Below are 26,247 nucleotides of genomic sequence, written 5' to 3' on the forward strand. Positions count from 1 at the left end.
ATGAATCTGTTTTTATAGGTAATAGCATTAGAATGTCAAGTTAAGCCCGAAGATAAAGTTACGGGTAGAGGGCGTGTTCGTACCGATAGAAAGGAAACGTTCGGGCAGTCCGCCAGTAGTCGCACTGTTTTCTCTTACGTAAGAGTTCGGTTCCGGATCCAGTCCTGTCTCGTCATTATACGGAGAGAACAGGACGAACGGGTTCTGGACGGTGAAGTAGAGACGCGCTCTGCTGATGCCGACATTATTCAGCAACTTCTCCGAGAAATTATAGCCCAATGTGATTGTCCTGATTTTCAGATAAGATGCGCTAAAGTAAGCCAGAGTAGAAGCGTATGCAGGGGCATCGTTACCACCTGTTGTTCCACCCGGAGTAGGATATGCGTTGGTCGGATTATCTTCCGTCCAGTAGTCCACTTTGATATTTCCACGACGTCCGCTCATCATATTCAGATAGCCTTGCGGTGAATGTAGTGTACTGATTAATGTACCACCATTCTTGAAAGCACCGACAATGCTTAAATCGAAATTCTTGTAAGCCACCGTAGTATTGAAACCACCTTGGAAGTTCCCCTCTGCCGTTCCAATCACCTGACGGTCACTGGCATTGATTTCTCTCGAAGGCACTCCGTTCGCGTCAAATGTGACAGGATCTCCATCTACCAGGTTATAAGCCACTTTTATATCACCCGGTTTACCGCCTGCGTAGCTTGCTGCGGCAATGGCTTCTTCGCCTTTTTGGAAAATGCCGACTTTCTTATAGTCATAAATCGCGTCAATGGGTTGACCTTCGAACCAGCCGTTACCGGTGTCACGCCCCGACTCGCCTGCCAAGGCTACAATCTTATTCTTGTTTCCGTAGATATTAAAACCGACGTCCCAACTCCAGCCGTTCTTATTTTCGAAGATGATTCCTTTCAAAGACAATTCCCAACCCTTGTTAGAGGTTTCACCGATATTCTGCCAGTAAGCCGACGCGATACCGGAAGATGCCGGTAATGACAATTGCATCAGGATGTCTTTCGTACGTTGGGAATAGTATTCAAAAGTACCGCTCAAACGTCCGTTGAACAATCCGAAGTCAATACCATAATTCCAGGTGGATGAATATTCCCATCCCAGGTTTTCATTAGTAACACTGTTGGGGAAATAGCCGGTGATTCCCGTGGAACCGGTTGTGTAATATACCGCTTTCATCGCTCCCAATGTAGCATAAGGGTCGATAGCCTGATTGGACGTCTGTCCGTATCCAACGCGAAGTTTCAACGAACTCAGCCAGTCGATGTCACTCATAAATGATTCGTTTCTGAGATTCCATCCTGCCGATACTGCCGGATAAGTGTGCCATTTCTTGCCTTTTGCCAGTACGGAAGAACCGTCGGAACGGAATGTTGCGGACAACATATAACGATTATCGTAAGAATAAGCCGCACGTGCCATGTAAGAAAGCAAGCCACGTTGCCAGTATTTCTGCTTGTTCGGGTCAATGGTCACTTTGTCCGAGTTCAAGCCTAAATTATGATATTGCACCGCATCTGCCGTAATACCCGTGGCGGATGCCGTTGAATAGCTGTAAGTAGTACGTTCAGCAGAGTACATGGCAACAGCGTTAATGCTATGTTTGCCGAACTTCTTGTCATACATCAACATATTTTCTACTGTCCAGTTGGTTGTCAGTGCGTTAGAGATGGTCGCTTCCGCCAAGTCCGCATTATATGCCATATAAGGAGTGCCCGGAGCATTGAACTTTCCGTAATTGCTCTGGCGATAGTTCAAACCCAGATTGAGCCTGTATTTAAGACCGTCCATAAACTTCACTTCGGCATATGCGCTGTTGTAAGTAGCAAAAGTCTTGCGGTCGTCCGCATGTTTTTCGCCAACGGATTTATACAGCAACGGGTTCAGGAGCTTGTCCGAAGAATTCAGTTCGATGACTTCTTCCCGGATGCTGCCATCGCTATTGTACGGGCTGATGGTAGGATTCGTTTGTAGGATATTATAGACAGGCGCGCTTTCTTCACCTTCCGTCTTGCTATATGAGTTCTGGGTGGTAATACCTACCTTTATGTATTTACCGATTTCCTGGTCGATAGAACCTCTCAACGAAATACGTTCAAAACCCTGGTCGGGAAGAACGGAAGTTTCTTTATAATAGGTAGTACCGAAGTTGTAAGAACCTTTTTCAGTTCCTGCGGAAACAGAAAGGTCGTGGTTCGTAGTCATGCCGGTCTTGAAAATCAAGTCCTGCCAGTTGGTGTTCACTGAAGGGTCGTCCATCGTTCCCATTGCTCCCCAACTGGAACCGTTGGCTGCGGCAATCTCTCTGAACTTCACAAATTCGGGGCCGTCCATCATCGGATATTCGGAGAATAGCGTAACGATACCGTAATATCCGTTATAAGTAACGGTTGCCTTGCCTTGCGTTCCTTTATTAGTAGTAATCAGGATAACACCGTTGGCACCACGTGAACCGTAGATAGCAGTCGACGAAGCATCTTTCAAAATATCAATCGTCTTGATGTCGTTAGGGTTAATATCACTGATATTTCCCGGGAAAGGAATACCGTCGAGAACGATAAGAGGGTCGTTACTTGCATTCAACGAACGGGTTCCGCGGATACGTATCTGCTGTTCCGAGCCCGGTCTTGATGAGGTACGGTTGATTTCGACACCGGCAACGCGGCCTTGCAGCGCCTGAGTGAAGTTCTGCGAAGGAATCTCTTTCAATGTCTTTGAGTTGACGTTGGCGATAGAACCCGTCACGTCCGACTTCCTCGCCGTACCATAACCTACTACCACCACTTCGTCCAACGCCTGTGTATCATCTTTCAAGATTACCTGTATGGAAGTACGTCCGGCAACGTCTATCGTCTGAGACTGATAACCGACAAAAGACACTGTAAGCTTTGCATTAGAAGGTACTTTCATTGTAAAATTACCGTCAAGGTCGGTAATCATACCATTGGTTGTGCCCGTTTCGATAACGCTGGCGCCGATAATCGGTTCGCCGGTAGGATCTTTCACTATACCTTTCACGGTGATAGTCTGCGCCAATGCCCATAGAGGAATGAAGCATAGCATAACAAATAGACTTGATAGTCTGAGGTAACGATTCGTGCTTTTCATAAACTCATTGTTTAATTTAAAATTTGAGGATTAATACTTTATAGTCTTATATTAAGAATAAGAAAGGAACTGAATTATGTTTTCATACAGTACTATTTTTAAGGTGTTGAACATTCAGTGCGATTCACTAATGCAAACATACGATTTTATTTTTTAGCACATCATAAGAGGCGTTCCATGATGTTGACCGGTCGTTACATTGAGTCGTACGACTGTAACAGAGGTTTTACCGTACGTTACATAAGTGCCCAGGAAGGTATCACAGCCCACTATTACGCTTTTACTCAAGTAAATAAAAAAAACGTCAAACAGGTAATATTTTCCGGGAATCCTTTATCTTTGTCCGTAGTTAATAAATCCTTCTCCTATATATGAAAACACTATTTTCCTTTTGTTGCCATTTGATTTTAGCCGCATTGACATTGGTCAATGCCCAGACCGGAAGATTCTACTCTACTGATAAAGAACTATCGAACAGTCTTATCAATAAGGTGTATCAAGATAAACGGGGATTCATATGGGTGGCAACGGAAGACGGGCTGAACAAGTTCGACGGAAACCGCTTCATTGTTTATAAGAAAAACAAGAACGAACCCGACGGCTTGATGAACAATTATGTAAAAACACTGTTCGAGGACAGCAAAGGACGTTTCTGGATAGCCTGCATCAACGGGATACAAATCTACGACCAGGCGACAAATACTTTTCAAACTATCCCCATACAGCACAACAGGGATAACATGGCACCGCAAACCTCTGCCAACATCATCGAATTACAAAACGGGGAAATATGGCTGGGAACATATGGCGGCGGTATCATCTCACTGAAAGACAATAAATTTATCCCTCAGGAAGAACTGAACCGGAAAATACAAAGTTATTTCATACAGACCATCTACGAGGACTCCAAACAGAACATATGGATTGCCACGGAAAACAAGGGCTTATTCTGCTACACCCCTTCCAACGGACAGGTACAGAACTTCACCGCCCCCGGACAACTGACTTCGGAAGACATATCCTGCTTCTGCGAAGATAAGGAAGGCACTTTATTCATAAGTACCCTGAATGGCGGATTGATGAAGTTAAACCCGTCAAGCCATCACTTCACCCCTATTCCTTACAAGGGAAACAACCGGCTTAGTATCAAGACACTGACCATCGACAAGAATAACAATCTCTACATAGGAACCGAAGGATTCGGACTGAAGATATACAACCGGAATACGAACAGCATAGAAGACTACGATGTACACAACGGTGTATTCGACCTCGGTTCTTCCAAAGTACATTCCGTCCTCGAAGACAAAGACGGCAATCTCTGGCTAGGTATCTTCCAGAAAGGACTGCTGATGATTCCTTCCATGCCGAACAAGTTCAACTATTACGGCTACAAGTCGTTCCCGAAAAGCGAAATCGGTTCGAGTTGTGTAATGAGTATCCTGGTAGACCGTCAGAATGTCGCCTGGATAGCCACGGACAACGACGGACTGTATGCCGTGAACGATGAAGGCAAACAAATTCTTCACTTCAAAGAAGAAGGAAACAACCGTTCCGCTCCCCGCAACATCATCTGCCTGATGGAAGACTCAGAGCATAAACTATGGATAGGCTCTTACCTGAGCGGGCTGACGCTAATGAACAAACAAACCGGCATATGTACGCCTGTAAACGAGCAACTGTCCACCCCGACCGCATCCGACAATAAGAAAATATTCTGTATAGCCGAAGACCGAAACCGGCATATCTGGGTGGGGACTTATGGTTCGGGAGTTTATAAGATGGATATCTCCGGCAAGGTAATCAACCAGTACCAGTCTTCCAAATCGCAAAACGAGAACTGGAAAGTGAACAAACTCTGCAACGACTGGATTAACTGTATCATCGAAGACAACGAAGGTTTATTGTGGATAGGCACCTGCAACGGATTAAGTTGCTTCAATCCCCAAACGGAAAACTTTATCAACTATCTATCACAAAATAACCTGCTCCCCAATACATTCGTGCACACGTTACTGCAAGATGACAAAGGACATATTTGGGTAGGGACTTCCGAAGGGCTGTACAAGTTTGACAAACACACACAGAAGTTCAGCCTTTACACCACCCAACAGGGATTACCCAGCGACGTTATCTGCGGCATGGTGCAGGATGACATGAATAACTACTGGATAAGCACCCACCAGGGAATGTCCAAACTCATAGCCGATACGGAAACCTTTATCAACTACACCGCATCCGACGGCATACAGGGAAACGAATTTACACGCGGCGCATTCTACAAAGACCACCGTGGGAAGATTTACTTCGGCGGGACAAGCGGCGTGACCAGTTTCTACCCGAAAGACATAGCAGAACCCGATAAGAAGCTCCGGATAGAGATTACCGATTTCATACTCGGCAACCACTCCGTCAAGAAAGGTGATATGTTGGGGAAACACGCCATCACCGATTCTGATGTGATGGATGCCACCCGCTTCACGCTGACTTACGATCAGAACGCTTTCAGAATGGAACTTTCCACACTGGACTTCGCCAACCCGGAACGAATAATCTATCAATATAAGATTAAGGAATTGGAAACGAACTGGCTGAATACCAGTCCGGGAATGAACCGGGTAAGTTATGCCAACCTGTCTCCCGGCAGGTACACGCTGATGGTGAGAGCCAAAGACAATAAAAGCACGTCCGATATACGCACCGTAGAAATAGTGGTCACTCCGCCCTGGTATAACACCTGGTGGGCGAAAGTGTTATGGAGTTGCCTGCTTGTATTGGTTCTCTATGCCCTTACCATGTATGTCATATCCCGTATCCACCGCCGCCAGGAGATAATGAAGCAACGGCACCAGGAGCAAATCAATGAAGCCAAACTCCAATTCTTCATCAATATATCGCACGAGATACGCACTCCGATGACCTTAATCATCAGCCCGCTGGAGAAGCTGATTGCCGAACATTCCGAAAAACAACAAGCATATCTTATGATTTACCGGAATGCACAACGTATTCTCCGCCTTATCAACCAGCTCATGGATATACGGAAACTGGACAAAGGACAGATGCATCTGAAATTCCGTGAGACGGATATGGTAGGATTTATCGAAGACCTAATGCAGACCTTCAATTATCAGGCTCAAAAGAAAAATATCACGTTCACTTTCGACAAAGAACTTCAAGATGCGGATTCGCTCAAAGTATGGATTGACCTGAACAACTTCGACAAGGTCTTGATGAATGTATTATCCAACGCTTTCAAATATACAAGGGATGGCGGAAACATTCATATCCTGCTGAAAACCGGTCATAACAGCACCTACCGGGGTGCGTTGAAAGATTATTTTGAAATCAGCGTGACGGACAACGGAATAGGTATCGACAAGGACAAAATCAAGCAAATCTTCGAGCGTTTCTATCAGATTAATAATGATATGACGCAATCCAATTTCGGTACGGGAATCGGTTTGCATCTGGCGCGTTCGCTTGTGAAACTGCATCATGGCCTCATCATGGCGGAAAACCGGGAAGACGAACAGGGAACACGCTTCATTATCCGCCTGCCTCTGGGAAGCGACCATCTGAAAACCGACGAACTGGAGAACCCGGATGAAGCAGGAAACGACTTGCTTATGTCCCAACTTTCCAAAGATACACTGTACGAAACGGAAGATGAATACGCAACGGCGGACGATGCCAAAAAGCCTAAGTCCAAAACGCGTTATCGTGTACTGATTATAGAGGATGACGACGAAATACGCCAGTATATGCGGAACGAACTGAGTACGGACTTCCGTATCAGCGAATGTACAAACGGACGGGAAGGACTGGAAAACATCCTAAAGGAAAAGCCGGACTTGGTAATCAGTGATATTATGATGCCGGAAATGGATGGAATCACTCTTTGCCGCAAGGTGAAACAGAATATCAACGTCAATCATATACCGGTTATATTATTAACCGCCAAATCGAAAGCGGAAGACCGGATAGAAGGACTGGAAACCGGCGCGGACGCTTACATCGTAAAACCGTTCAATACGGAACTGCTGCGCACCACCGCGAGCAACCTGATAAGCAACCGGGAAAGGTTGCGCGGACAGCTTATCGGCGAACAGCAGGTGGAAGAGAAGATTGTAAAAATTGAAATGAAGTCGAACGACGAGATATTGATGGGCAAAGTGATGAAGACCATCAATGAACATCTCACCGACCCTGCCCTCAACGTGGAAATGCTGGCAGCCAATGTCGGCATGAGCCGCGTACATATGCACAGGAAGCTGAAAGAGCTGACCAACCAGTCGGCACGGGATTTCATCCGTAATATCCGGCTAAAGCAGGCGGCTACCTTGCTGCGGGAGAAAAACCTGACTATCTCGGAAGTCGCATACGCCACCGGGTTCTCCAATCTGTCGCATTTCTCCAATTCCTTCCGGGAATTCTACGGCATCTCGCCGACCGAATACAAGGAACAACCGGACGTTCCGCAGGAGTAGCAAGGCTTACTTATACATAATCAGCGCAGACTGACCGGGAACAATCACTTCCGGCCCTGTTTGCGTTCCCAGTCCGCGGACGTCTATCACGCCGTCTTTGCACACGACTGTGTATTTGCCGGCAGGCACTTCAAGACGGGCGGGAGTAGTACGGGAGTTATAGGCTACGACAATATCGCCCCAACGATCCCCGTTCGCATGGTCTTTCAGGCGGAACGCAATCAGATTCTTGCCCTCTACGGGAAGAAATTCCAAATGCTTCCGAACCTTGTCCGCATCTCCCATACGGAAGGCAGGATGGGATTTACGAAGGTCAATCAGCCGTTTGTAATACATGAAAACGTCTCCATTCGTTGTCTTGCGTCTCCAGTCAATGGCGTTGACTGCATCCGGGCTTTTATAACTGTTGTCCACTCCCTGTTTGTCACGCATCACTTCCTCGCCGGCATAGATAAACGGGATACCTTGCGAAGTAAAGACTACCGTCTGCGCCAATTTATCAAGACGGACAAGCTGTTCGGGAGTAATCCCCGGCATACTCGCTTTCAAGCGGTCTGTCAGGCATAACCCATCGTGGCAGGAGACGTAGCTAATCATTTGAACAGGCTGTTCCGCCCACGGCTGCTGACTGTAATTCACTGAATCATAATGTATCTGCGGATGCTCTACGGCTCCGACAATACCGAACTTAACGCTATTTTCTCCCCCCGGAACGCCGGCAAGAAAAGCTCCTTTGGTCTTCTCCCAAACCGACCCGCAGAGTCCGTCACGCAGTTCGTCGGAGAAAACAGCTATTCCGGGCATTTGCGCGACATTTCCTTTCATTGCCAAGGAATCAGCAGGATATTGGGGAGTCTCGGCTGCCCAACCTTCACCGTAGATACAGATAGTAGGGTCTACTTCATTCACCGCTTTGCGGATTTCGTTCATTGTCTCAATGTCATGGACTCCCATCAGGTCAAAGCGGAAACCGTCGATATGGTATTCCTTCATCCAGTAGAGAACGGATTCTATCATAAACTTACGCATCATGGGTCGCTCGCTTGCCGTCTCATTGCCGCATCCCGAACCGTTCGCCAAAGTACCGTCTTCTTTCTGGCGGTAAAAATAACCGGGAACGGTACGTTCGAAGTTGCTCTCCGCCGTATTAAAAGTATGATTGTAGACTACGTCCATTATCACCCGGATACCGGCTTTGTGCAATGCCTGCACCATTTGCTTGAATTCTCTCACACGGGTGGCAGGCTGATAAGGGTCTGTTGCGTACGAGCCGTCCGGGACATTGTAGTTCAGCGGGTCATATCCCCAGTTGTACTGGTTTTCGTCCAGTTTTGTTTCGTCTACGGAAGCATAATCATAGGAAGGAAGGAGATGCACGTGTGTCACGCCTAACTCAATCAGATGGTCGATGCCGGTCAGCAGCTTATCCGAATTCATCGTGCCGTGTTCGGTCAGCGCGAGGTATTTTCCTTTGTTCTTTATTCCCGAAGTAGAATCGACGGAAAAGTCACGATGGTGCATTTCGTAGATAATCATATCGGCAGGAGATTTCAACGGCGGACGCTGGTCGCTCTCCCACCCTTCGGGGTTCGTCGTTTTCCAGTCAATGATAGCGGCACGTTTTCCGTTCACTCCGACGGCACGGGCATTGATGCCCGGTGTGTCTCCCTGCCATTTATCGTTGATTTTCACGTTGAAGGCATAGAATTTATCGAGCAAATCCTTGTTCACTACGGTCGTCCAGGTTCCGTTTTCACCAGGTTCCATCTTTACTGTTTCGTAGGCATGACCGCCTTCGCCTTCATCATAAAGCATCAGGCGTACTTCTTCGGCTGTCGGCGACCAAAGAGTGAACTTGGTTGCTTCCGGCGCATATTCCATTTCGATAAGACTTCCCGGGCGAACCGGATATAGCTCGAAGGAAGCATATTCCTTTTTCGCGGAAGAACAACTCATCACTGTTGCCACTGTAGTCACCCCTAATATTGCTGAATAATTAATTCCCATCTTATACTCTCCTGTTCCTGTGATAACGATTTTCGTTTGATGATTATCTTCTATAATCCATTAGTTCACTTTACCTTATTAAGTTCACTTTACCTTATCCGGATTCTTCGCTATAAAATCCTTCCAACTGCTATATCCTTTCTCTACGGCAGGACGTCCCATTTGCAGAAAATGGCAGTAGGCAGCAGCGAGACCATCCGTTGCATCCATGAAGACAGGCATGTCCTCTTTCGAGAGACGAAGCATCCGCTGTAACATATCCGCCACCTGCTCTTTCGACGCTTGTCCGTTTCCGGTAATAGCCATCTTTATTTTCAAAGGGGCGTATTCGGTGATAGGGATGTCACGGCTCAATGCTGCCGCCATCGCTACCCCCTGCGCACGTCCCAGCTTCAACATAGACTGGACATTCTTACCGAAAAAAGGAGCTTCAATAGCCAGTTCGTCAGGCAGATAACTTTCTATAATGCCCAATACCCGTTCGTGGATATGGCGTAGTTTCAAGTAGTGATTGGCAAACTTGCGCAAGTCGATAATCCCCATAGCAATCATTTCCGGTTTGGTTCCTTTTATTCTTAGAACTCCATATCCCATGATTGTCGTACCGGGGTCAATTCCCAGAATTATCTTTTCCTTTACCGGCTGAATCACTCTATTATCTCCATTAATGTCGGAAATCCGATTACCTTGTCTTTAAATATTTTTGCCAGTTCGTCATTCAAACGCGTCCCCTGTTCCAGATGCCAACGATGCAACAATCCGCTGCTCTCTACTTCCCACTGCAAAGAATATGAAGTTCCATCTTCCCGATGACTCAGGATCCGGCAAATGCGCGGCGTTTTCAGCGTTCCGTGTTTTTGTACTTCGGGGATATAAGACTCTTTTAGCCAAATCAAAAAATTATCGTGGATGGCATCGTCCACCTGAAAAGTAGTATTATAAATCAGCATATCTTTTTTTTCAAACGATTATTTACCGCAAACATAGCAATTATTTCAGAATATTGCATTATATTTGCGGCAACAAAAAAGGATTCGTTTGCAAACGTTATCATATAAGGTTGAAAAGGGGGGTTAGCTCATCTGGCTAGAGCGCGACACTGGCAGTGTCGAGGTGATCGGTTCGAGTCCGATACTCTCCACTTAAAAAAGAGCAATTCTAAAAGAGTTGCTCTTTTTTGATTTTCTTCCTTTAATTAATTATATTGCGACACGAATTGAAAATCTAAGTCGTATAGTAATATGGAGCGTAAACTTACCATTCGTAACTTTGGAGCAATCACTTCAGCAGATATTGTCTTGAAGGATCTCAATATATTCATAGGTGAGCAAGGAGCCGGAAAAAGTACAGTAGCCAAATTGATCACTCTATTTGAGAATTATGAAAACCAGCCCTCGGAAAAAGAATCAGACAGTTTAATGACAAAGTTTGCCGAGTTCAATATCATTTCATATTTCAACCCGGACAGTTATATCAATTATACTTCCGGAAAAGGCAGCATCACTTATGAAGAGGGTTCTTTTAGATTCAATCTTCTGACGAATCCGGTTAATCATAACTTGTACATTCCGGCAGAACGTTTTTTTATCAGCACATTTTCCCGTTCCATAGCTACTTTAGTCTTGGCTAAGGCTCCCATACCATTGACATTATTGGAATTTGCTTCACTTTATGAAAAAGCAAAGAACCAATTTGCCAACTACCAGATTCCAATCTTCAATATGATATTTCAGGTTCGGGAAACAAGTGAGAACCTGGTATTAATAGACCACGATAAAGTTATCCCGTTCAAAGATGCGTCGTCAGGCATTCAGTCTGTCATACCTTTATTAATGGTTATAGATTACATAACCAAAGAACAGCCGAATACTCATTTTGTAATAGAAGAGCCGGAACTTAATCTTTTTCCTGAGACTCAAGTTAATTTATTGCATCACATGGTAGATAAATGTCGCCAACTGACAGTAACGACACACAGCCCATATCTATTATCCGCTTTAAACAATATGATAGAAGCCGGCAATATACTTAAATTACATCCGGAAAAAGAAGAAGAAATTGCAGCAGTCATCCCCAAAGAGTGTTGGGTTGACTTTGACAGAATCACAGCCTACAAGATAGAAAATGGAACTATCGTATCTATTTTAGATGAAGAGTTTGCTATCATTGTCGCCGACCAGATAGATGCTACTTCGGATGAACAAAGCAGGATTTTCTCCGCATTATTAGATTTAGAATAAAATGGCAATATTCAAGCAAGCCTGTACACGGGAAGTTACAGATAAGATAGTGGTAGTAAAAGAAAAGAAATGCAAATGTATTTTCTCAAATCCCAACCAACACTTACTGACAAAAGTAAAAGTGGACGGATGCCAGATGACCGAAGGAATCAAATGTGATTACCTGATACTTGACCATTGCCGCAATGAGTACTTCGTTGAACTAAAAGGGAAAGACCTGCCACATGCCGTTGAACAGTTAGAGGCTAGTATCCAGCAATTATCTGCTAAAAACAGTACTGTCAAGAAGCAGGCTATCATTGTATCAAGTCGTTATCCTTCCAGTGATACTTCCGCACAAAGGGCAAAAGCCTTATTTAAGAAGAAATATGGGATAGAGCTTATTTCAAAGAATATACAAGCAGAAATCATTATCAAGTAATAAAACCAAAAAAGACCTTTATTCAAGGTCTTTTTTTATCACTTCATCCATTTCCTTTATACGTTTCTTACGATCCTTGATAGGACCGTCTTTCGTATCATTCTTGAACACATTGTCGGCACGGTCGGCAACTTCGCCGCTCCATTCTTCAAATTCGTTCGTAGCCGGACGACCATTCGGTTCGATATTCTCTTCAGCAATCGAATCATGTCTGTTAATCATATCATCCATAAGTTTTCATTTTTATAGGTTTATGGCTATAAGACAATTAGGAGCAAGAAATGTTTGTTGTTTTAATGATTTTTGAAGAAAGCAGAATTGTTATTATACTGTTGCAGCATTCAAACTTACCCAATGAAACGAAGTGTTTCAAGCAATGAAACATTTTGTTTCAAGCCTTTGAAACTTTAGTTTCAAGCGTTAGAAACTAAAGTATCCAGCCTTAGAAACTCCAGTTTCCTACCGCAGAAACTAGAGTTTCGACCGTTGGAACTGGAGTTTCAACGCAGGAAACGAGTGATTCGCCCACATGTTTTGACTTTTTGAGAATAGCAAGTGATTGACTGTTCAATTAGAAGCGAATAGAAAAGTAAGGTTGCAGATACTTTATCTGCAACACATCTGCCACAGGTATCTGCAACGCTATAACCATCTACAGTCCAACTGTTTATTTCAATTTTGTTGCAGATGGCAGATGTGTTATGTTTTTCAAACTTTGTGTAGAGGATATTTATTTGGCACGATAGCTCTTTGGTCGGAAAGGAATATACAGGGTATAATTGCTATCCGAGGGCTTTCCCCCGACAAGTGCAGGTGACCATTTCGGCATCCCTTTTACAATACGGAGAGCTTCTTCCGCAAATTCCGGATGGGTGGAGCGCAAGATATGAGGACGAAGGATAACTCCCTCTTTGTCAATAGTAAACTCACACAGGACATAACCCGAGACATTCTTTTCTAAAAGACTTTCCGGATAAATCATTTGACCGGCAATGTATTCTTCCACACTCATGTCCGAGAAGTGAGCCAATTCTTCCACATCTTTTCCGGAAAGTGTTTTTGAACGGGGCCCTACCTGATAAATACCGACATACATCGGTTTCTTGTAAGCATCCGGTTCTGCGTTGCTGCGTTGTTGCAACGTTCTCAATAAGGCGGCAGCTTCTTCCGCCAAAGTCGGCTCCGAAATATTCTCACCTTTGGACAACATATATGCCGACTGGCAAACCAACACAAGGCGTTCCATCAAAGTTCCTTTGGCAGGCGACCACTTTCGCCCCATCTGCTCTTTCCCTTTCGCGTCAGTAGAAAAGAAATAATAGACAATTCCGTCCAAACCGGTGCTGGAACCATCCAAATCCTGTATTTGCTCGGTGACTAGACGGAAAATAGCTCCTAAAGACTGATAAAGGGATGCACTGATTACTACCGATTTAGTATCCACTCCCACTGTCCCTTTCTCCGCTTGCCAGTAGGTGCGCGACAGCGTATTTGAAATCAGGGAATAACGCCCGTTCTTCTTCTCGACCGACATTGCATATTCGGGAGAAAAGGAAGGAATAGCTACAAAACGTCCATAGGGTTGTTTCTGAAAGCCTGTATTTAGTAAAGAAAACACATTACGATAATATTCGCCCAACTCACCTTTGTAAGTAGAAAAAGGTCGCACCGGCTCCAAATAATCAATTTGAGCCACAAGGCGGAAAGAGAGGGTCAAAAGCAGAAGAGTGAAAACAATCTTTTTCATAAGTTGCCGGATTTTCGGTACATATCGGCAACAAAGATACAAAATATTTCGATGGTTCATGAGAAAATTATATCTTTGCACGGTTTTTACTAAGAAACTGAATAACAATAGATCAAGAATATGATAGCTAAGATTGAACAACTTCTGAAAGAGGTGGAAGCCTTGCATGCCTCCAATGCCGAAGAACTCGAAGCTCTCCGCATCAAATTCCTTAGCAAGAAGGGAGCCATTAACGATTTAATGGCGGATTTCCGTAACGTAGCCGCCGAACAGAAAAAGGAAGTCGGCATGAGACTGAATGAACTGAAAACCAAAGCGCAGGATAAAATCAATGCGCTGAAAGAGCAGTTCGAGAGTCAGGACAATGGTTGCGACGGACTGGATTTGACACGTTCGGCTTATCCCGTGAAACTGGGTACACGCCACCCGCTTACCATTGTAAAGAACGAAGTCATTGATATTTTTGCCCGTTTGGGATTCAGCATCGCTGAAGGCCCTGAAATCGAAGACGACTGGCATGTGTTCTCGGCACTGAACTTTGCCGAAGACCATCCGGCACGCGATATGCAGGATACTTTCTTTATCGAAGCTCACCCGGACGTAGTATTGCGTACGCATACTTCTTCTGTGCAGACCCGTGTGATGGAAACTTCAAAACCTCCTATCCGCATCATTTGCCCGGGACGTGTATATCGTAACGAAGCTATCAGCTACCGTGCACACTGTTTCTTCCACCAGGTAGAAGCTCTGTATATAGACAAAGATGTATCGTTCACCGACCTGAAACAGGCATTGCTGCTTTTCGCCAAAGAAATGTTCGGCGCGGATACGAAGATTCGCTTGCGTCCGTCCTATTTCCCGTTCACTGAACCTAGTGCCGAAATGGATATTAGCTGTAATATCTGCGGTGGAAAAGGTTGTCCGTTCTGCAAGCACACCGGTTGGGTGGAAATCCTCGGTTGCGGTATGGTAGACCCGAACGTGCTTGAATCCAACGGCATCGACAGCAAAGTGTACAGCGGTTATGCCCTCGGTATGGGTATCGAACGTATCACGAACCTGAAATATCAGGTGAAAGACCTTCGTATGTTCTCCGAAAACGACACACGCTTCCTGAAAGAATTCGAAGCGGCATACTAAAATAAGTTGAGAGTTGAGAGTTGAGAATTGAGAGTGGCTATGCAGAATAGCGCAGCTAACTCTCAATTCTCAACTCTCAACTCTCAACTTCTCCAACTATGAAGGATAGACTCATTACTTCCAGTTATTGTTTTATCTTGGCAGCCAACTTCCTGCTCTACTTCGGTTTTTGGTTGTTGATTCCTGTTTTGCCGTTCTATTTATCCGAATTCTTCCAAGCCGGAAACTCGACTATTGGTATCGTGCTTTCCTGCTATACGGTGGCAGCACTCTGCATCCGTCCGTTTTCCGGTTATCTGCTCGATACTTTTGCCCGCAAACCTCTCTATCTTTTCGCTTACTTCATCTTTATGATGATGTTTGGCGGTTATCTCATTGCCGGTTCGCTTACCTTATTTATTATATTCCGAATCATACACGGCGTTTCGTTCGGGATGGTCACGGTAGGTGGAAATACGGTGGTAATCGACATTATGCCTTCTTCGCGCAGAGGGGAAGGATTAGGTTATTACGGGCTTACAAACAATATGGCGATGTCCATCGGGCCGATGTTCGGATTGTTCCTGCATGATGCGGGAGTGTCTTTTTCCACAATCTTCTGTTATGCGCTCAGTTCCTGTATTTTGGGCTTTTTATCCGCAAGCTTGGTGAAGACGCCTTATAAGCCCCCTGTGAAACGGGAGCCTATTTCACTCGACCGCTTTATCCTGTTGAAGGGAATGCCTGCGGGACTTAGCCTGCTATTGCTTTCCATTCCTTACGGTATGACTACCAATTATGTGGCAATGTATGCCCATGAGATAGGGCTTCGCACACAAACGGGATTCTTCTTTACCTTTATGGCAGTCGGTATGGCCATCTCCCGGATATTCTCGGGGAAACTGGTAGACCGGGGGAAAATCACGCAGGTAATAGTAGCCGGATTATATTTGGTGGTTTGCAGCTTTTTCCTGCTTTCGGCCTGTGTGTATCTGATTCAGTGGAATGATACGGCCTGCACGATTCTGTTTTTCGGTATCGCACTGTTGATGGGTGTCGGATTCGGGATTATGTTTCCGGCATTCAATACGCTGTTTGTGAATCTTGCGCCCAACAGCCAGCGGGGAACAGCCACTTCGACCTATCTCACGTCCTGGGATGTGGGAATCGGTATCGGTATGCTGGTCGGGGGATATATTGCGGAAATCAGCACATTTGACAAAGCCTATCTCTTCGGAGCCTGCCTGACGGTGGTTTCCGCTATCTATTTTAAAATCAAAGTAACGCCTCATTACCATAAAAACAAACTACGATGAGAAAGAAAGAACGTTATGAGAAAGTAATCGCCTGGTTTCAGGAAAACGTGCCCGTGGCCGAAACTGAATTACATTACAATAACCCGTTTGAGTTGCTGATTGCCGTAATTCTTTCCGCACAATGTACGGACAAGCGGGTGAATATAATCACTCCGCCTTTGTACAGAGATTTCCCGACGCCGGAAGCTCTTGCGGCCACTACGCCGGAAGTGGTTTTCGAATATATCCGAAGTGTGTCTTATCCGAATAATAAGGCTAAACACCTGGTGGGAATGGCGAAGATGCTGGTAAATGACTTCAATAGCCAGGTGCCGGACAATATGGAGGACTTGATAAAACTACCTGGTGTGGGGAGAAAGACGGCGAATGTCATTCAGTCCGTGGTATTCAACAAGGCTGCCATGGCGGTGGATACGCATGTGTTCCGCGTCAGTCACCGCATCGGGTTGGTGCCGGACAGTTGCACGACTCCGTTCAGTGTAGAAAAGGAATTAATGAAGAATATTCCGGAAAATATCATACCTATCGCCCATCACTGGCTCATCCTGCACGGCCGTTATGTTTGTCAGGCACGCACTCCCAAATGTGACACCTGTGGTTTGCAAATGATGTGCAAATATTTCTGCAACACTTATAAAGTTACAAAAGAGACACCAAAAGGCAAGAATAAATAACGATTTAATAGCAGAGAACCGAAATAAATAGTAACTTTGCGGTCGTTCTAAAAGAAGAATTTTAAAACACTTTTAAATAAAAATAGAGTATTATGCAGACAATTGACAAATTCAATTTTGCCGGTAAAAAGGCATTTGTTCGCGTGGACTTCAATGTGCCCCTGGACGAAAACTTCAACATTACAGATGACACTCGTATGCGTGCAGCTCTTCCTACTTTGAAGAAGATTCTGGCAGACGGCGGTAGCATTATCATTGGCTCTCACTTGGGCCGTCCGAAAGGCGTTGCCGATAAATTTTCTTTGAAACATATCATCAAGCACCTGTCTGAATTACTGGGCGTTGAAGTTCAGTTTGCTAATGACTGCATGGGTGAAGAAGCTGCTGTAAAAGCTGCTGCTCTGCAACCGGGCGAAGTTCTGTTGCTCGAAAATCTTCGTTTCTATGCTGAGGAAGAAGGCAAACCAAGAGGTTTGGCAGAAGACGCAACAGACGAAGAAAAAGCTGCTGCCAAGAAGGCTGTAAAAGAAAGCCAGAAAGAATTTACCAAGAAATTGGCTTCTTACGCTGACTGCTACGTAAACGACGCATTCGGTACTGCTCACCGTGCTCATGCTTCTACAGCATTGATTGCTAAATATTTCGATGTGGACAACAAGATGTTCGGTTACCTGATGGAGAAAGAAGTGAAAGCTGTTGATAAAGTATTGAACGACATCAAACGTCCGTTCACTGCTATCATGGGTGGTTCTAAAGTTTCTTCTAAAATCGAAATCATCGAAAACCTGTTGAGCAAGGTGGACAACCTGATTATCGCAGGTGGTATGACTTATACATTTACTAAAGCTATGGGCGGCAAGATCGGTATCTCTATCTGTGAGGACGACAAACTCGACCTGGCTTTGGACTTGATCAAGAAAGCAAAAGAAAAAGGCGTAAACCTTGTTTTGGCTGTTGACGCCAAGATTGCTGACGCTTTCTCTAACGATGCAAATACCAAATTCTGTCCGGTTGACGAAATTCCTGACGGATGGGAAGGTCTTGACATCGGTCCTAAGACTGAAGAAATCTTCGCTAACGTTATCAAAGAATCAAAGACTATTCTTTGGAACGGTCCTACGGGCGTATTCGAATTTGAAAACTTCACTCACGGCTCACGTACAGTAGGTGAAGCTATCGTTGAAGCAACCAAGAACGGCGCTTTCTCACTTGTTGGTGGTGGTGACTCTGTAGCTTGTGTCAACAAGTTCGGTTTGGCTAGCGGTGTATCTTATGTTTCAACTGGTGGTGGCGCATTGCTCGAAGCAATCGAAGGAAAAATTCTTCCGGGTATCGCTGCTATTCAAGAATAACAAGCAGTGTTGCAAGACACTACTTCTAATTTCTTTTAGGCACGGAGTACGCGGATTTCACGGATTTATATTACAAAAGCCGTGTAATCCGTGTAATCCGTGCCTACTATTTACCATAAAGGTATGAAAAGACCGACTCTCCTGTTTTACCTTATCTTTTTCTTCCTTTGCTCCTGCCAGAGTAAAAAAGGAGAAAACTCTTTTTTGCCTCTATCCGAACTACAACCACTCACTCTGGGCATGATGCCTACCTTGGAAGGATTGCCTTTCCACATAGCCAAATCCGAAGGCATCTATGATTCATTGGGACTGGATTTAACCATTCTTCCATTCAACTCCGCCGACGACAGGGATGCCGCCTTTCAAACCGGACAAATGGATGGGATGATAACCGATTACCCCAGTGCAATAGTACTTCAAGCCATTCATCACACTGACTTGGGACTTATCCTGAAGAATGACGGTTATTTCTGCTTTATCGTTTCCAAAAAGAGCCGTATCAATCAGTTGGAAGAACTTGGAAACAAGAATATCGCCGTATCCCGTAACACTGTTATCGAATATGCGAGCGACTTGTTATTAGGTAAAGCCGGCATGAGTTATACGGAAGTGAATAAGCCCGAAATCAGCCAGACTCCTCTCCGCCTGCAAATGCTACAATGCAATCAAATTGATGCTTCATTCCTGCCCGACCCTGCCGCATCTATTGCGATGAACAGCAAGCACCGTTCATTAATAAGTACACAGGAACTGGGAATTGATTTTACCGCTACTGCCTTTTCACGGAAAGTTATCGACGAGAAAAGAAGGGAAATCGGGCTGCTTGTCACAGGCTATAACCTGGGAGTGGATTATATAAAGATGCACCCGCAAAAAGAATGGGAGCATGTATTGATTGAAATAGGTGTGCCGGAGAGTCTGACAGGACTTATCGCACTCCCCAACTACCAAAAAGCGACACGTCCTTCGGCTGAAGGCGTAGAAAAAGCCATGCGTTGGTTGAAAGAAAACCGGCGGATACCTGAAACTTATTCGGAAAAGAATCTGATAGACACTACTTATACCCCCAACAGCGACCATAATCAAATAACAACAATCAAATAACAACGACTTCATGCGAAAAACACTTCTCCAACTATCCATCTTCATGTTCTGCGCAACGGGCATACAAAGCACGCTCATCGCGCAAGAGAAAACCTCATTGAATCAGGTTGTCAACACACTGAAAGAACGTATCAGCCTTGCCGGATATGCCCAACTCGGCTATACATATGATGATGCGGCGAAGCCGGACAATACTTTCGATATCAAACGTATCATTTTCATGGCACACGGGAAGATTACCAAACGGTGGACATGCGATTTCATGTATGACTTTTATAATGGCGGTATGTTGCTGGAGGTATATACTGACTATGAATTCCTACCCGGTCTTACGGCACGCATCGGTGAGTTTAAAGTTCCTTATACCATCGAAAATGAATTATCACCGACTACGGTGGAGTTAATTAACTGCTACTCGCAGTCTGTCTGTTACCTGGCGGGAGTAAGCGGTAGCGACAAGTGCTACGGCATGACTTCGGGACGGGACATCGGTATGATGCTTCACGGAAAACTGTTCCATGACTTTCTGCAATATAAGGTGGCTGTAATGAACGGACAGGGATTGAATACAAAAGATAAGAATAGCCAGAAAGATGTTGTCGGAAATCTGATGGTTTATCCATTGGAGTGGTTGTCCGTAGGCGGTTCGTTCATTCGCGGAACAGGACATGCGATAGCGGATTCGGAATACACCGGGATTAAAGCCGGAGAGAATTATGCCAAGAAGCGTTGGAGTGCGGGAGCGGTTGTCACTACTTCCAAATTCAATCTGCGTTCGGAATATCTTGGCGGAAAAGACAGAAATGTAAAAAGTGAAGGATTCTATGCAACAGGCAGCATTCGTTTTGCGCGAAACTTCGATTTCGTTGCTTCGTATGACTATTTCAACCCGAATAAGGCTGCCGATTTCAAACAGAATAATTATATTGCCGGCGTACAATACTGGTTTTATCCCAGATGCCGCCTACAAGCACAATATACCTTTTGTGATAAAAAAGGAGACGGACAAAAGGACTCCAGTCTGATACAGGCACAGGTGCAGGTAAGATTCTAATTTAACTAAGTCTTTTGCAAAATAATCTTATATTATTAGGCACGGATTACACGGATTAACGCTGCTGTTTTACATATTCATCATTCTAAGAACCGTGAAATCCGTGTAATCCGTGCCTAAATTTATTACATAAACCAATTAATAACAGAAACTAAAAAATCATGGAACACAAAATCGCCGAATCCAACGCCCGAGTAGACGTTGCCGACGTATTAAGAGGATTAGCAGTCATGGGAATTATCCTCTTGCACAGTATCGAACATTTCAATTTCTATTCTTTCCCAAAAGAAGTACCTTTTGAATGGATGAAGTTCACCGACCAAGCCATTTGGAGAGGATTATTCTTTGCGTTCAGTAATAAGGCATATGCCGTATTCGCTCTGCTCTTTGGTTTTAGTTTCTATATTCAGGATAACAACCAGCAACGGAGAGGAAAGGATTTCCGCCTGCGGTTCTTATGGAGATTATTTATTTTATTCATTATCGGACAGTTCAATGCGGCTTTCTTTACGGGAGAGATATTGACGATGTATGCCATTCTTGGAATTATCCTGCCGATATTCTGCCGGATGAGTGACCGTACTGTTCTTATATTTGCCACTATACTCATTCTTCAACCTATCGACTGGGTAAAGCTAATCTATGCTTTATGTAATCCTGACTATGTGGCAGGGGAAAGTCTTGCACGCTATTATTTCGGTATCGCATTCGATGTGCAAAAGAACGGAACATTCCTCGAAACGATTCGTATGAATATGTGGGAAGGACAGATGGCTAACATGACCTGGGCTTTGGAACACGGACGCATCCTGCAAACACCGGGATTATTCCTGTTCGGTATGCTTGTCGGACGCCGTCAATATTTCCTTTACAGTGAAAAGAACGAGCGTTTGTGGCTGAAGGCTTTGGCTTTCTCCCTTCTCTGCTTCTTCCCTATCTACGGACTCAACAATATGCTGCCGGAATTTATAGAACGGAGTGCGATACTTGTTCCTTTGCAGCTTATTCTAAGTTCATTCAGTAACCTTAGCTTTATGGTGTTGCTGGTGACGGGATTATTACTGACTTTCTACCACGTGAAAGACCGCAGTTTCTTTATGCGTTTCACAACTTATGGAAAAATGAGTTTAACTAACTATCTCGGGCAATCTATTTTCGGTTCTCTTTTGTTCTATCATTGGGGATTCGAACTGGGGCGGTATTTAGGTATTACATACAGTTTCCTTTTTGGCATCCTTTTTGTTCTATTACAAATGGCATTCTGTTCGTGGTGGCTCCGACACCACAAACACGGTCCTTTTGAGGGTCTTTGGAAACGTCTGACCTGGATTGGAAAAAAATAAATAATTAAATCACAATGAACGAAAAAACGATTAATGAACAATACGCATATATACGTACTTTACTTGAAGACAAAAGACTCAAGGAAGCCTTGATGCAACTGGAATCCTTGTTGTGGCAATGTCCTGACTGGGATTTACGTACGCGCCTGGAGCAATTGCAGACCTCATACAAGTATATGCTGGACTATATGAGACAGGGAGCAAACGACCCGGAACGCTGGAATCTGTATCAGAAAATGGTAGCGGACACGTGGGGAATTGCCGACCAGTCTCGATTGCTTATGCTGGATAACGCTTCTTCAAGGTATTATCATGAGGTGCGCCGTACTCCCGTGTCATCGGAATTGTCGGACTACGGCATTAAAACGATACTGCATATATTGGAGTCATTTAATGACGACTTGGCAGTCAGCGGATTGCTGTCTGACGAAAAGATGGACGAAGTCTTGAAACGGCATGAAGATACACTCAAATTTATGTTCATAAGAACTTGGACAAACAGTGCATGGAATCCGCAGGATGAAGAAGAAGCCCAAGCTATGCTGGTATCGGAATTACTTCCGGGAGATGATTTATGCTTGTTCGTCAGTGCTGTCACCTTGAGTTTGATGGAGTGTTTCGACTTACGGAAAATCATGTGGCTGCTCGACGCATACCGCCATCCGGATGTCAACGTCAACCAACGGGCATTGGTAGGTACGATGATTATTTTCCACATTTACAGAAACCGGCTCACTTTCTACCCGGAACTTATCAAGCGGGTGGATCTTATGGAAGAAATTCCTTCTTTTGTTGATGACGTCGCACGTATTTATCGTCAGATGTTACTCTGCCAGGAGACGGAGAAAATCGACAAGAAGATGCGGGAAGAGATTATTCCCGAAATGCTGAAGAATGTTTCTTCGATGAAGAATATGAGGTTCGGCTTTGAGGAAAACGACGAAGAGAATGATGATAAGAACCCGGATTGGGAAGATGCTTTCGAAAAGTCGGGACTGGGAGATAAATTGCGTGAAATGAACGAACTCCAGTTGGAAGGAGCCGATGTATATATGAGCACGTTTGCCGCTTTGAAGAATTATCCGTTCTTCCGCGAAGTACAGAACTGGTTTTATCCGTTCAGTAAGCAGCAGTCGAACGTGCTTAAATCGCTGAAACAGGCGGGAAACCAGGGAAGCAGCTTACTGGATTTGATTCTCCAGTCGGGATTTTTCAGCAATAGCGACAAGTATTCGTTGTTCTTCACCATCCATCAGTTGCCACAGGCGCAGCAGGATATGATGTTGAGCCAGCTCAACGAACAGCAAGTGGCTGAATTGGCGGAGAAATCGAATGCTGAAACAATGAAGCGGTTCAATGAACGCCCGGGAACGGTCAGCAACCAGTACTTGCATGACCTTTACCGTTTCTTCAAGCTCAGTGTACGCCGTCAGGAATTCAGAGATATTTTTAAAGAAAAGCTCGATCTCCATCATGTTCCTGCACTCGATAATGTGCTGTCTTGGGAAGATGTATTATTCCCTATTGCTGATTTCTATTTGTCAAAGGAACGGTGGGACGAGGCTATCGAGATTTTTGAGGAACTGGAAGCTATTGGTGGTTTCGAAGGTGACAGTGCGGAATATTATCAGAAGTTCGGGTATGCATTACAGAAAAGAAAGAAATACGCAGAAGCCGTCCAAGCCTATCTGAAAGCTGATACGCTGAAACCGGATAATATCTGGAACAATCGCCATCTGGCTATTTGCTATCGATTGAACAGGAATTATCAGGCAGCCCTCACTTATTATAAAAAGGTGGAAGAAGCCGCGCCCGAAGATGTGAATGTAACTTTCTACATCGGTAGTTGTTTGGCTGAAATGGGGCAATATGAGGAAGCGCTGAATTACTTCTTCAAACTGGATTTCATTGAAAGTAATTGCGTAAAAGCATGGCGTGGCATCGGATGGTGTTCATTTATCAGCCTGAAATATGAGCAGGCAATGAAGTATTACGAGAAAATCATCGAACAAAAGCCATTGGCTATCGACTATATGAATGCCGGACACGTTGCATGGGTGATGGAAGATATCCAGAAGGCTGCCGTTTTCTACGGAAAGGCGATTACAGCCAGTGGGAACCGGGAACGATTCCTTGAAATGTTCCATAAAGATGAAGAATCTCTCCTCAAACAAGGTGTTCGAGAAGAGGATATTCCTTTGATGCTGGATTTAATCTAGTTTCCGTTTTTCCTGAGATTCAGAATTTCTTCCTAAGGTTCGGAATTCAGCTTATCAACTATAATTTCTTTAACTCCCCGTACAGTTTCTGTATGGGGAGTCCCATTATATTGTAGAAGCTGCCGGAAATAGATTTTACTCCGATATAGCCGATCCATTCCTGAACGCCATAGGCTCCCGCCTTATCCAAAGGCTGGTAACGGTCAACATAGTACTGGATTTCATCTTCGGACAAGACATCGAACTGTACATCGGAAGAAGCGGTAAAGCTCTTTTGCCATTCGGTAGTTGTCAGGCAGACACCCGTAAATACCTGGTGGGATTTTCCCGAAAGCGTACGAAGCATTTCAACAGCCCCTTCCCTGCCCTCCGGCTTACCCAGGACTTTTCCGTCCAACCAGACGATGGTATCCGCCGTTACTAAAAGTTCTCCCGGTTTCATCATGGCGCGATAAGCATCGGCTTTCTCACGGGCGATAAATTCAGGGATTTCTGCACCAACCAATGTATCGGGATACGATTCATCGACATCAGGTAATGTCCTGACTACATAGTCTACTCCCAAACCTGACATTAGTTCTTTTCGGCGGGGGGAATTGGAAGCCAGTATGACCTGGTATTTCTTTAGATTATCAAGCATTGTTTTATTTACGATTGGATAATTTACTATTTACAATTGAAAATACTGTTTGTTGATGTCAGTCAATCCTATAATTAATTTTATCACCAGCCAAAAGCGTCTTGTGCCATCCATAAGCCATGGACTTTCAGGACTTGTTCCACGACATCACGTCCGCAGCCACAGCCACCATCTGCATAAGAGATGTATTTCGCAACGGATTTTACTTCCGGCACAGCATCTTTCGGGCAACAGGGAAGTCCGCATTCCCGCATCACTTCAATATCGGGTACGTCATCTCCCATATATAATATTTCATCGTCAGCCAATCCGTATTTGTCACGGAAGGCACGATAATCGTGTATCTTCACCGCAGAGCCCATATATAAGTCCTTCACTCCCAAGCCTTCAAAACGGATGCGTACCGCTTCTGTCCGCCCGCCGGTGATGATGGCGATATGAAGTCCTTTTTTCACTGCCAACTGGATAGCATATCCATCCTTGATATTCACAGTACGCATCGGCTCACCTGAAGGATGCAGCGGAACTGTGGTGGAACTCAATACTCCGTCTACATCAAAAGCTAATGCTTTGATACGGGATAAATCATAATTGATGGTGCTCATGGATACTTTTGCTCATTAATTTATATATTTCCTGTAATGCCGGCGAGTCTGCCAGCATGGCAAGATGATTGCTTATCACATTTTCATCATAACGCACAGCCGGACCGGTTTGCGCATCACGGGGTGCCAGTTCGTGTACCTTACGTGCCGTTTCATCAATCAGCGGAAGCATGACATCAAAAGGCAGATTATATTTTTCAAGCAAATCTGCTGCTAAAGCATACATATGATTGGTGAAGTTACAGATAAAGACTGCCGCGAGGTGAAGGCTCTTGCGTTGTTCGGAAGTTGCTTCATAGACATTCCCGGAGAGAGTGGCGGCAATTGCTTTCAGTAGTTCCACGTCTTCCGGCCTTTTGGCTTCAATAAAGAATGGTATCTCCCGGAAATTGACTTCACGCTGTTTGCTGAATGTCTGCATCGGATAGAACACTCCGTAGCGTTCCGCATATCCTTCCCATATACTCATCGGGATGCTTCCTGCCGTATGTACTAACAAGGCGTTTTGTTTGCCTTCTGTTATTTGGGGCAGTAGTTCCACAAAAGCGGCATCTTTCAGGGATACGATATATAATTGGGCTTCTTTGGAGATTTCCTGTAAGTCGGTTGTATATTCCGCTTCCACTTGTTCGGCTAAGGTGCGGGCGGATTCCTCAGTCCGGCTATACACTTGCACGATACGGAAGCCTTTATGATAAAGTGCTTTTGCCAGGTTGGTAGCCAGGTTTCCGGCACCGATAAACACAATCGGGGTATCTTCTATACTTCTATTCATCGTTTCTTTACCGTT

Annotated in this window: 20 protein-coding genes and 1 tRNA gene; 12 read left to right on the forward strand and 9 right to left on the reverse strand. The window is 44.7% G+C overall.

Going from position 1 to position 26,247, the window contains the following annotated elements; genetic code table 11:
- Nucleotides 1-27: 27 nt before the first annotated feature.
- Nucleotides 28-3,126 carry a SusC/RagA family TonB-linked outer membrane protein gene (locus BacF7301_RS23300; RefSeq protein ID WP_167966608.1) on the reverse strand — a complete coding sequence of 1,033 codons (3,099 nt, stop codon included), beginning with the start codon at nt 3,124-3,126 and terminating at the stop codon, nt 28-30.
- A 371-nt stretch (nt 3,127-3,497) separates the two neighbouring features.
- Here BacF7301_RS23300 and BacF7301_RS23305 point away from each other — a divergent pair, with 371 nt between their 5' ends.
- Entirely contained in the window at nt 3,498-7,616 is a 4,119-nt protein-coding gene (locus tag BacF7301_RS23305; protein WP_167966609.1) for a two-component regulator propeller domain-containing protein, read from the forward strand.
- A 6-nt stretch (nt 7,617-7,622) separates the two neighbouring features.
- Here the strand turns inward: BacF7301_RS23305 and pulA are convergent, their stop codons facing one another.
- The 3 genes from pulA to BacF7301_RS23320 form a co-directional block, all read right to left on the reverse strand.
- On the reverse strand, nt 7,623-9,623 hold the full coding sequence (pulA, locus tag BacF7301_RS23310) for a type I pullulanase (protein ID WP_167966610.1): 2,001 nt from the start codon (nt 9,621-9,623) through the stop codon (nt 7,623-7,625).
- Nucleotides 9,624-9,707: 84 nt separating this feature from the next.
- A complete protein-coding gene (ruvC, locus tag BacF7301_RS23315; RefSeq protein WP_024988767.1) occupies nt 9,708-10,274 on the reverse strand; it encodes a crossover junction endodeoxyribonuclease RuvC in 567 nt (188 codons plus the stop codon).
- On the reverse strand, nt 10,271-10,573 hold the full coding sequence (locus BacF7301_RS23320) for a DUF4286 family protein (RefSeq protein ID WP_167966611.1): 303 nt from the start codon (nt 10,571-10,573) through the stop codon (nt 10,271-10,273). The genes ruvC and BacF7301_RS23320 overlap by 4 nt, the downstream gene beginning before the upstream one ends.
- 117 nt (nt 10,574-10,690) lie before the next feature.
- Between BacF7301_RS23320 and BacF7301_RS23325 the strand changes: the two genes are divergently transcribed.
- From BacF7301_RS23325 to BacF7301_RS23335, 3 genes are all read left to right on the forward strand, one after another.
- Nucleotides 10,691-10,764 (forward strand) — tRNA-Ala (locus tag BacF7301_RS23325).
- A gap of 100 nt (nt 10,765-10,864) precedes the next feature.
- Nucleotides 10,865-11,863, forward strand: a complete 999-nt coding sequence (locus tag BacF7301_RS23330) for an AAA family ATPase (RefSeq protein WP_167966612.1) — start codon at nt 10,865-10,867, stop codon at nt 11,861-11,863.
- A gap of 1 nt (nt 11,864) precedes the next feature.
- Entirely contained in the window at nt 11,865-12,284 is a 420-nt protein-coding gene (locus BacF7301_RS23335) for a hypothetical protein (protein WP_167966613.1), read from the forward strand.
- Nucleotides 12,285-12,302: 18 nt separating this feature from the next.
- Here BacF7301_RS23335 and BacF7301_RS23340 read toward each other — a convergent pair whose 3' ends face one another.
- The gene (locus BacF7301_RS23340; RefSeq protein WP_024988929.1) at nt 12,303-12,515 is read right to left on the reverse strand and encodes a hypothetical protein; all 213 of its coding nucleotides are present in this window, start codon (nt 12,513-12,515) and stop codon (nt 12,303-12,305) included.
- A gap of 499 nt (nt 12,516-13,014) precedes the next feature.
- Nucleotides 13,015-14,031, reverse strand: a complete 1,017-nt coding sequence (locus BacF7301_RS23345; RefSeq protein WP_167966614.1) for an energy transducer TonB — start codon at nt 14,029-14,031, stop codon at nt 13,015-13,017.
- A gap of 120 nt (nt 14,032-14,151) precedes the next feature.
- Here BacF7301_RS23345 and pheS point away from each other — a divergent pair, with 120 nt between their 5' ends.
- The 8 genes from pheS (at nt 14,152) to BacF7301_RS23385 (ending at nt 24,212) form a co-directional block, all read left to right on the forward strand.
- Nucleotides 14,152-15,171: a phenylalanine--tRNA ligase subunit alpha gene (gene pheS, locus BacF7301_RS23350; RefSeq protein ID WP_167966615.1), complete on the forward strand. Its 1,020-nt coding sequence runs from the start codon at nt 14,152-14,154 to the stop codon at nt 15,169-15,171.
- Nucleotides 15,172-15,269: 98 nt separating this feature from the next.
- Nucleotides 15,270-16,466, forward strand: a complete 1,197-nt coding sequence (locus tag BacF7301_RS23355) for an MFS transporter (RefSeq protein WP_167966616.1) — start codon at nt 15,270-15,272, stop codon at nt 16,464-16,466.
- A complete protein-coding gene (gene nth, locus BacF7301_RS23360; protein ID WP_167966617.1) occupies nt 16,463-17,140 on the forward strand; it encodes an endonuclease III in 678 nt (225 codons plus the stop codon). The genes BacF7301_RS23355 and nth overlap by 4 nt, the downstream gene beginning before the upstream one ends.
- Nucleotides 17,141-17,232: 92 nt before the next feature.
- Nucleotides 17,233-18,492, forward strand: coding sequence for a phosphoglycerate kinase (locus tag BacF7301_RS23365; RefSeq protein WP_167966618.1), 1,260 nt, complete (start codon nt 17,233-17,235; stop codon nt 18,490-18,492).
- 123 nt (nt 18,493-18,615) lie between these two features.
- Nucleotides 18,616-19,596, forward strand: a complete 981-nt coding sequence (locus tag BacF7301_RS23370) for an ABC transporter substrate-binding protein (protein WP_167966619.1) — start codon at nt 18,616-18,618, stop codon at nt 19,594-19,596.
- Nucleotides 19,597-19,606: 10 nt separating this feature from the next.
- Nucleotides 19,607-20,650: a porin gene (locus tag BacF7301_RS23375; protein ID WP_167966620.1), complete on the forward strand. Its 1,044-nt coding sequence runs from the start codon at nt 19,607-19,609 to the stop codon at nt 20,648-20,650.
- A gap of 161 nt (nt 20,651-20,811) precedes the next feature.
- Nucleotides 20,812-21,993 carry a DUF418 domain-containing protein gene (locus BacF7301_RS23380; RefSeq protein WP_167966621.1) on the forward strand — a complete coding sequence of 394 codons (1,182 nt, stop codon included), beginning with the start codon at nt 20,812-20,814 and terminating at the stop codon, nt 21,991-21,993.
- A 14-nt stretch (nt 21,994-22,007) separates the two neighbouring features.
- Complete coding sequence (locus tag BacF7301_RS23385) at nt 22,008-24,212, forward strand: tetratricopeptide repeat protein (protein WP_167966622.1); 2,205 nt, start codon at nt 22,008-22,010, stop codon at nt 24,210-24,212.
- Nucleotides 24,213-24,270: 58 nt separating this feature from the next.
- Here BacF7301_RS23385 and BacF7301_RS23390 read toward each other — a convergent pair whose 3' ends face one another.
- The 3 genes from BacF7301_RS23390 to BacF7301_RS23400 all read right to left on the reverse strand — a co-directional run bounded on the left by BacF7301_RS23390 (nt 24,271) and on the right by BacF7301_RS23400 (nt 26,232).
- Nucleotides 24,271-24,852 carry a Maf-like protein gene (locus BacF7301_RS23390; RefSeq protein ID WP_167966623.1) on the reverse strand — a complete coding sequence of 194 codons (582 nt, stop codon included), beginning with the start codon at nt 24,850-24,852 and terminating at the stop codon, nt 24,271-24,273.
- Nucleotides 24,853-24,935: 83 nt separating this feature from the next.
- Nucleotides 24,936-25,457, reverse strand: coding sequence for a KdsC family phosphatase (locus BacF7301_RS23395; RefSeq protein ID WP_167966624.1), 522 nt, complete (start codon nt 25,455-25,457; stop codon nt 24,936-24,938).
- On the reverse strand, nt 25,438-26,232 hold the full coding sequence (locus BacF7301_RS23400) for a Rossmann-like and DUF2520 domain-containing protein (RefSeq protein ID WP_167966625.1): 795 nt from the start codon (nt 26,230-26,232) through the stop codon (nt 25,438-25,440). Before BacF7301_RS23400 ends, BacF7301_RS23395 begins: the two co-directional genes overlap by 20 nt.
- Nucleotides 26,233-26,247: the final 15 nt, after the last annotated feature.

The organism is Bacteroides faecium (assembly GCF_012113595.1).
Taxonomy (GTDB): domain Bacteria; phylum Bacteroidota; class Bacteroidia; order Bacteroidales; family Bacteroidaceae; genus Bacteroides; species Bacteroides faecium.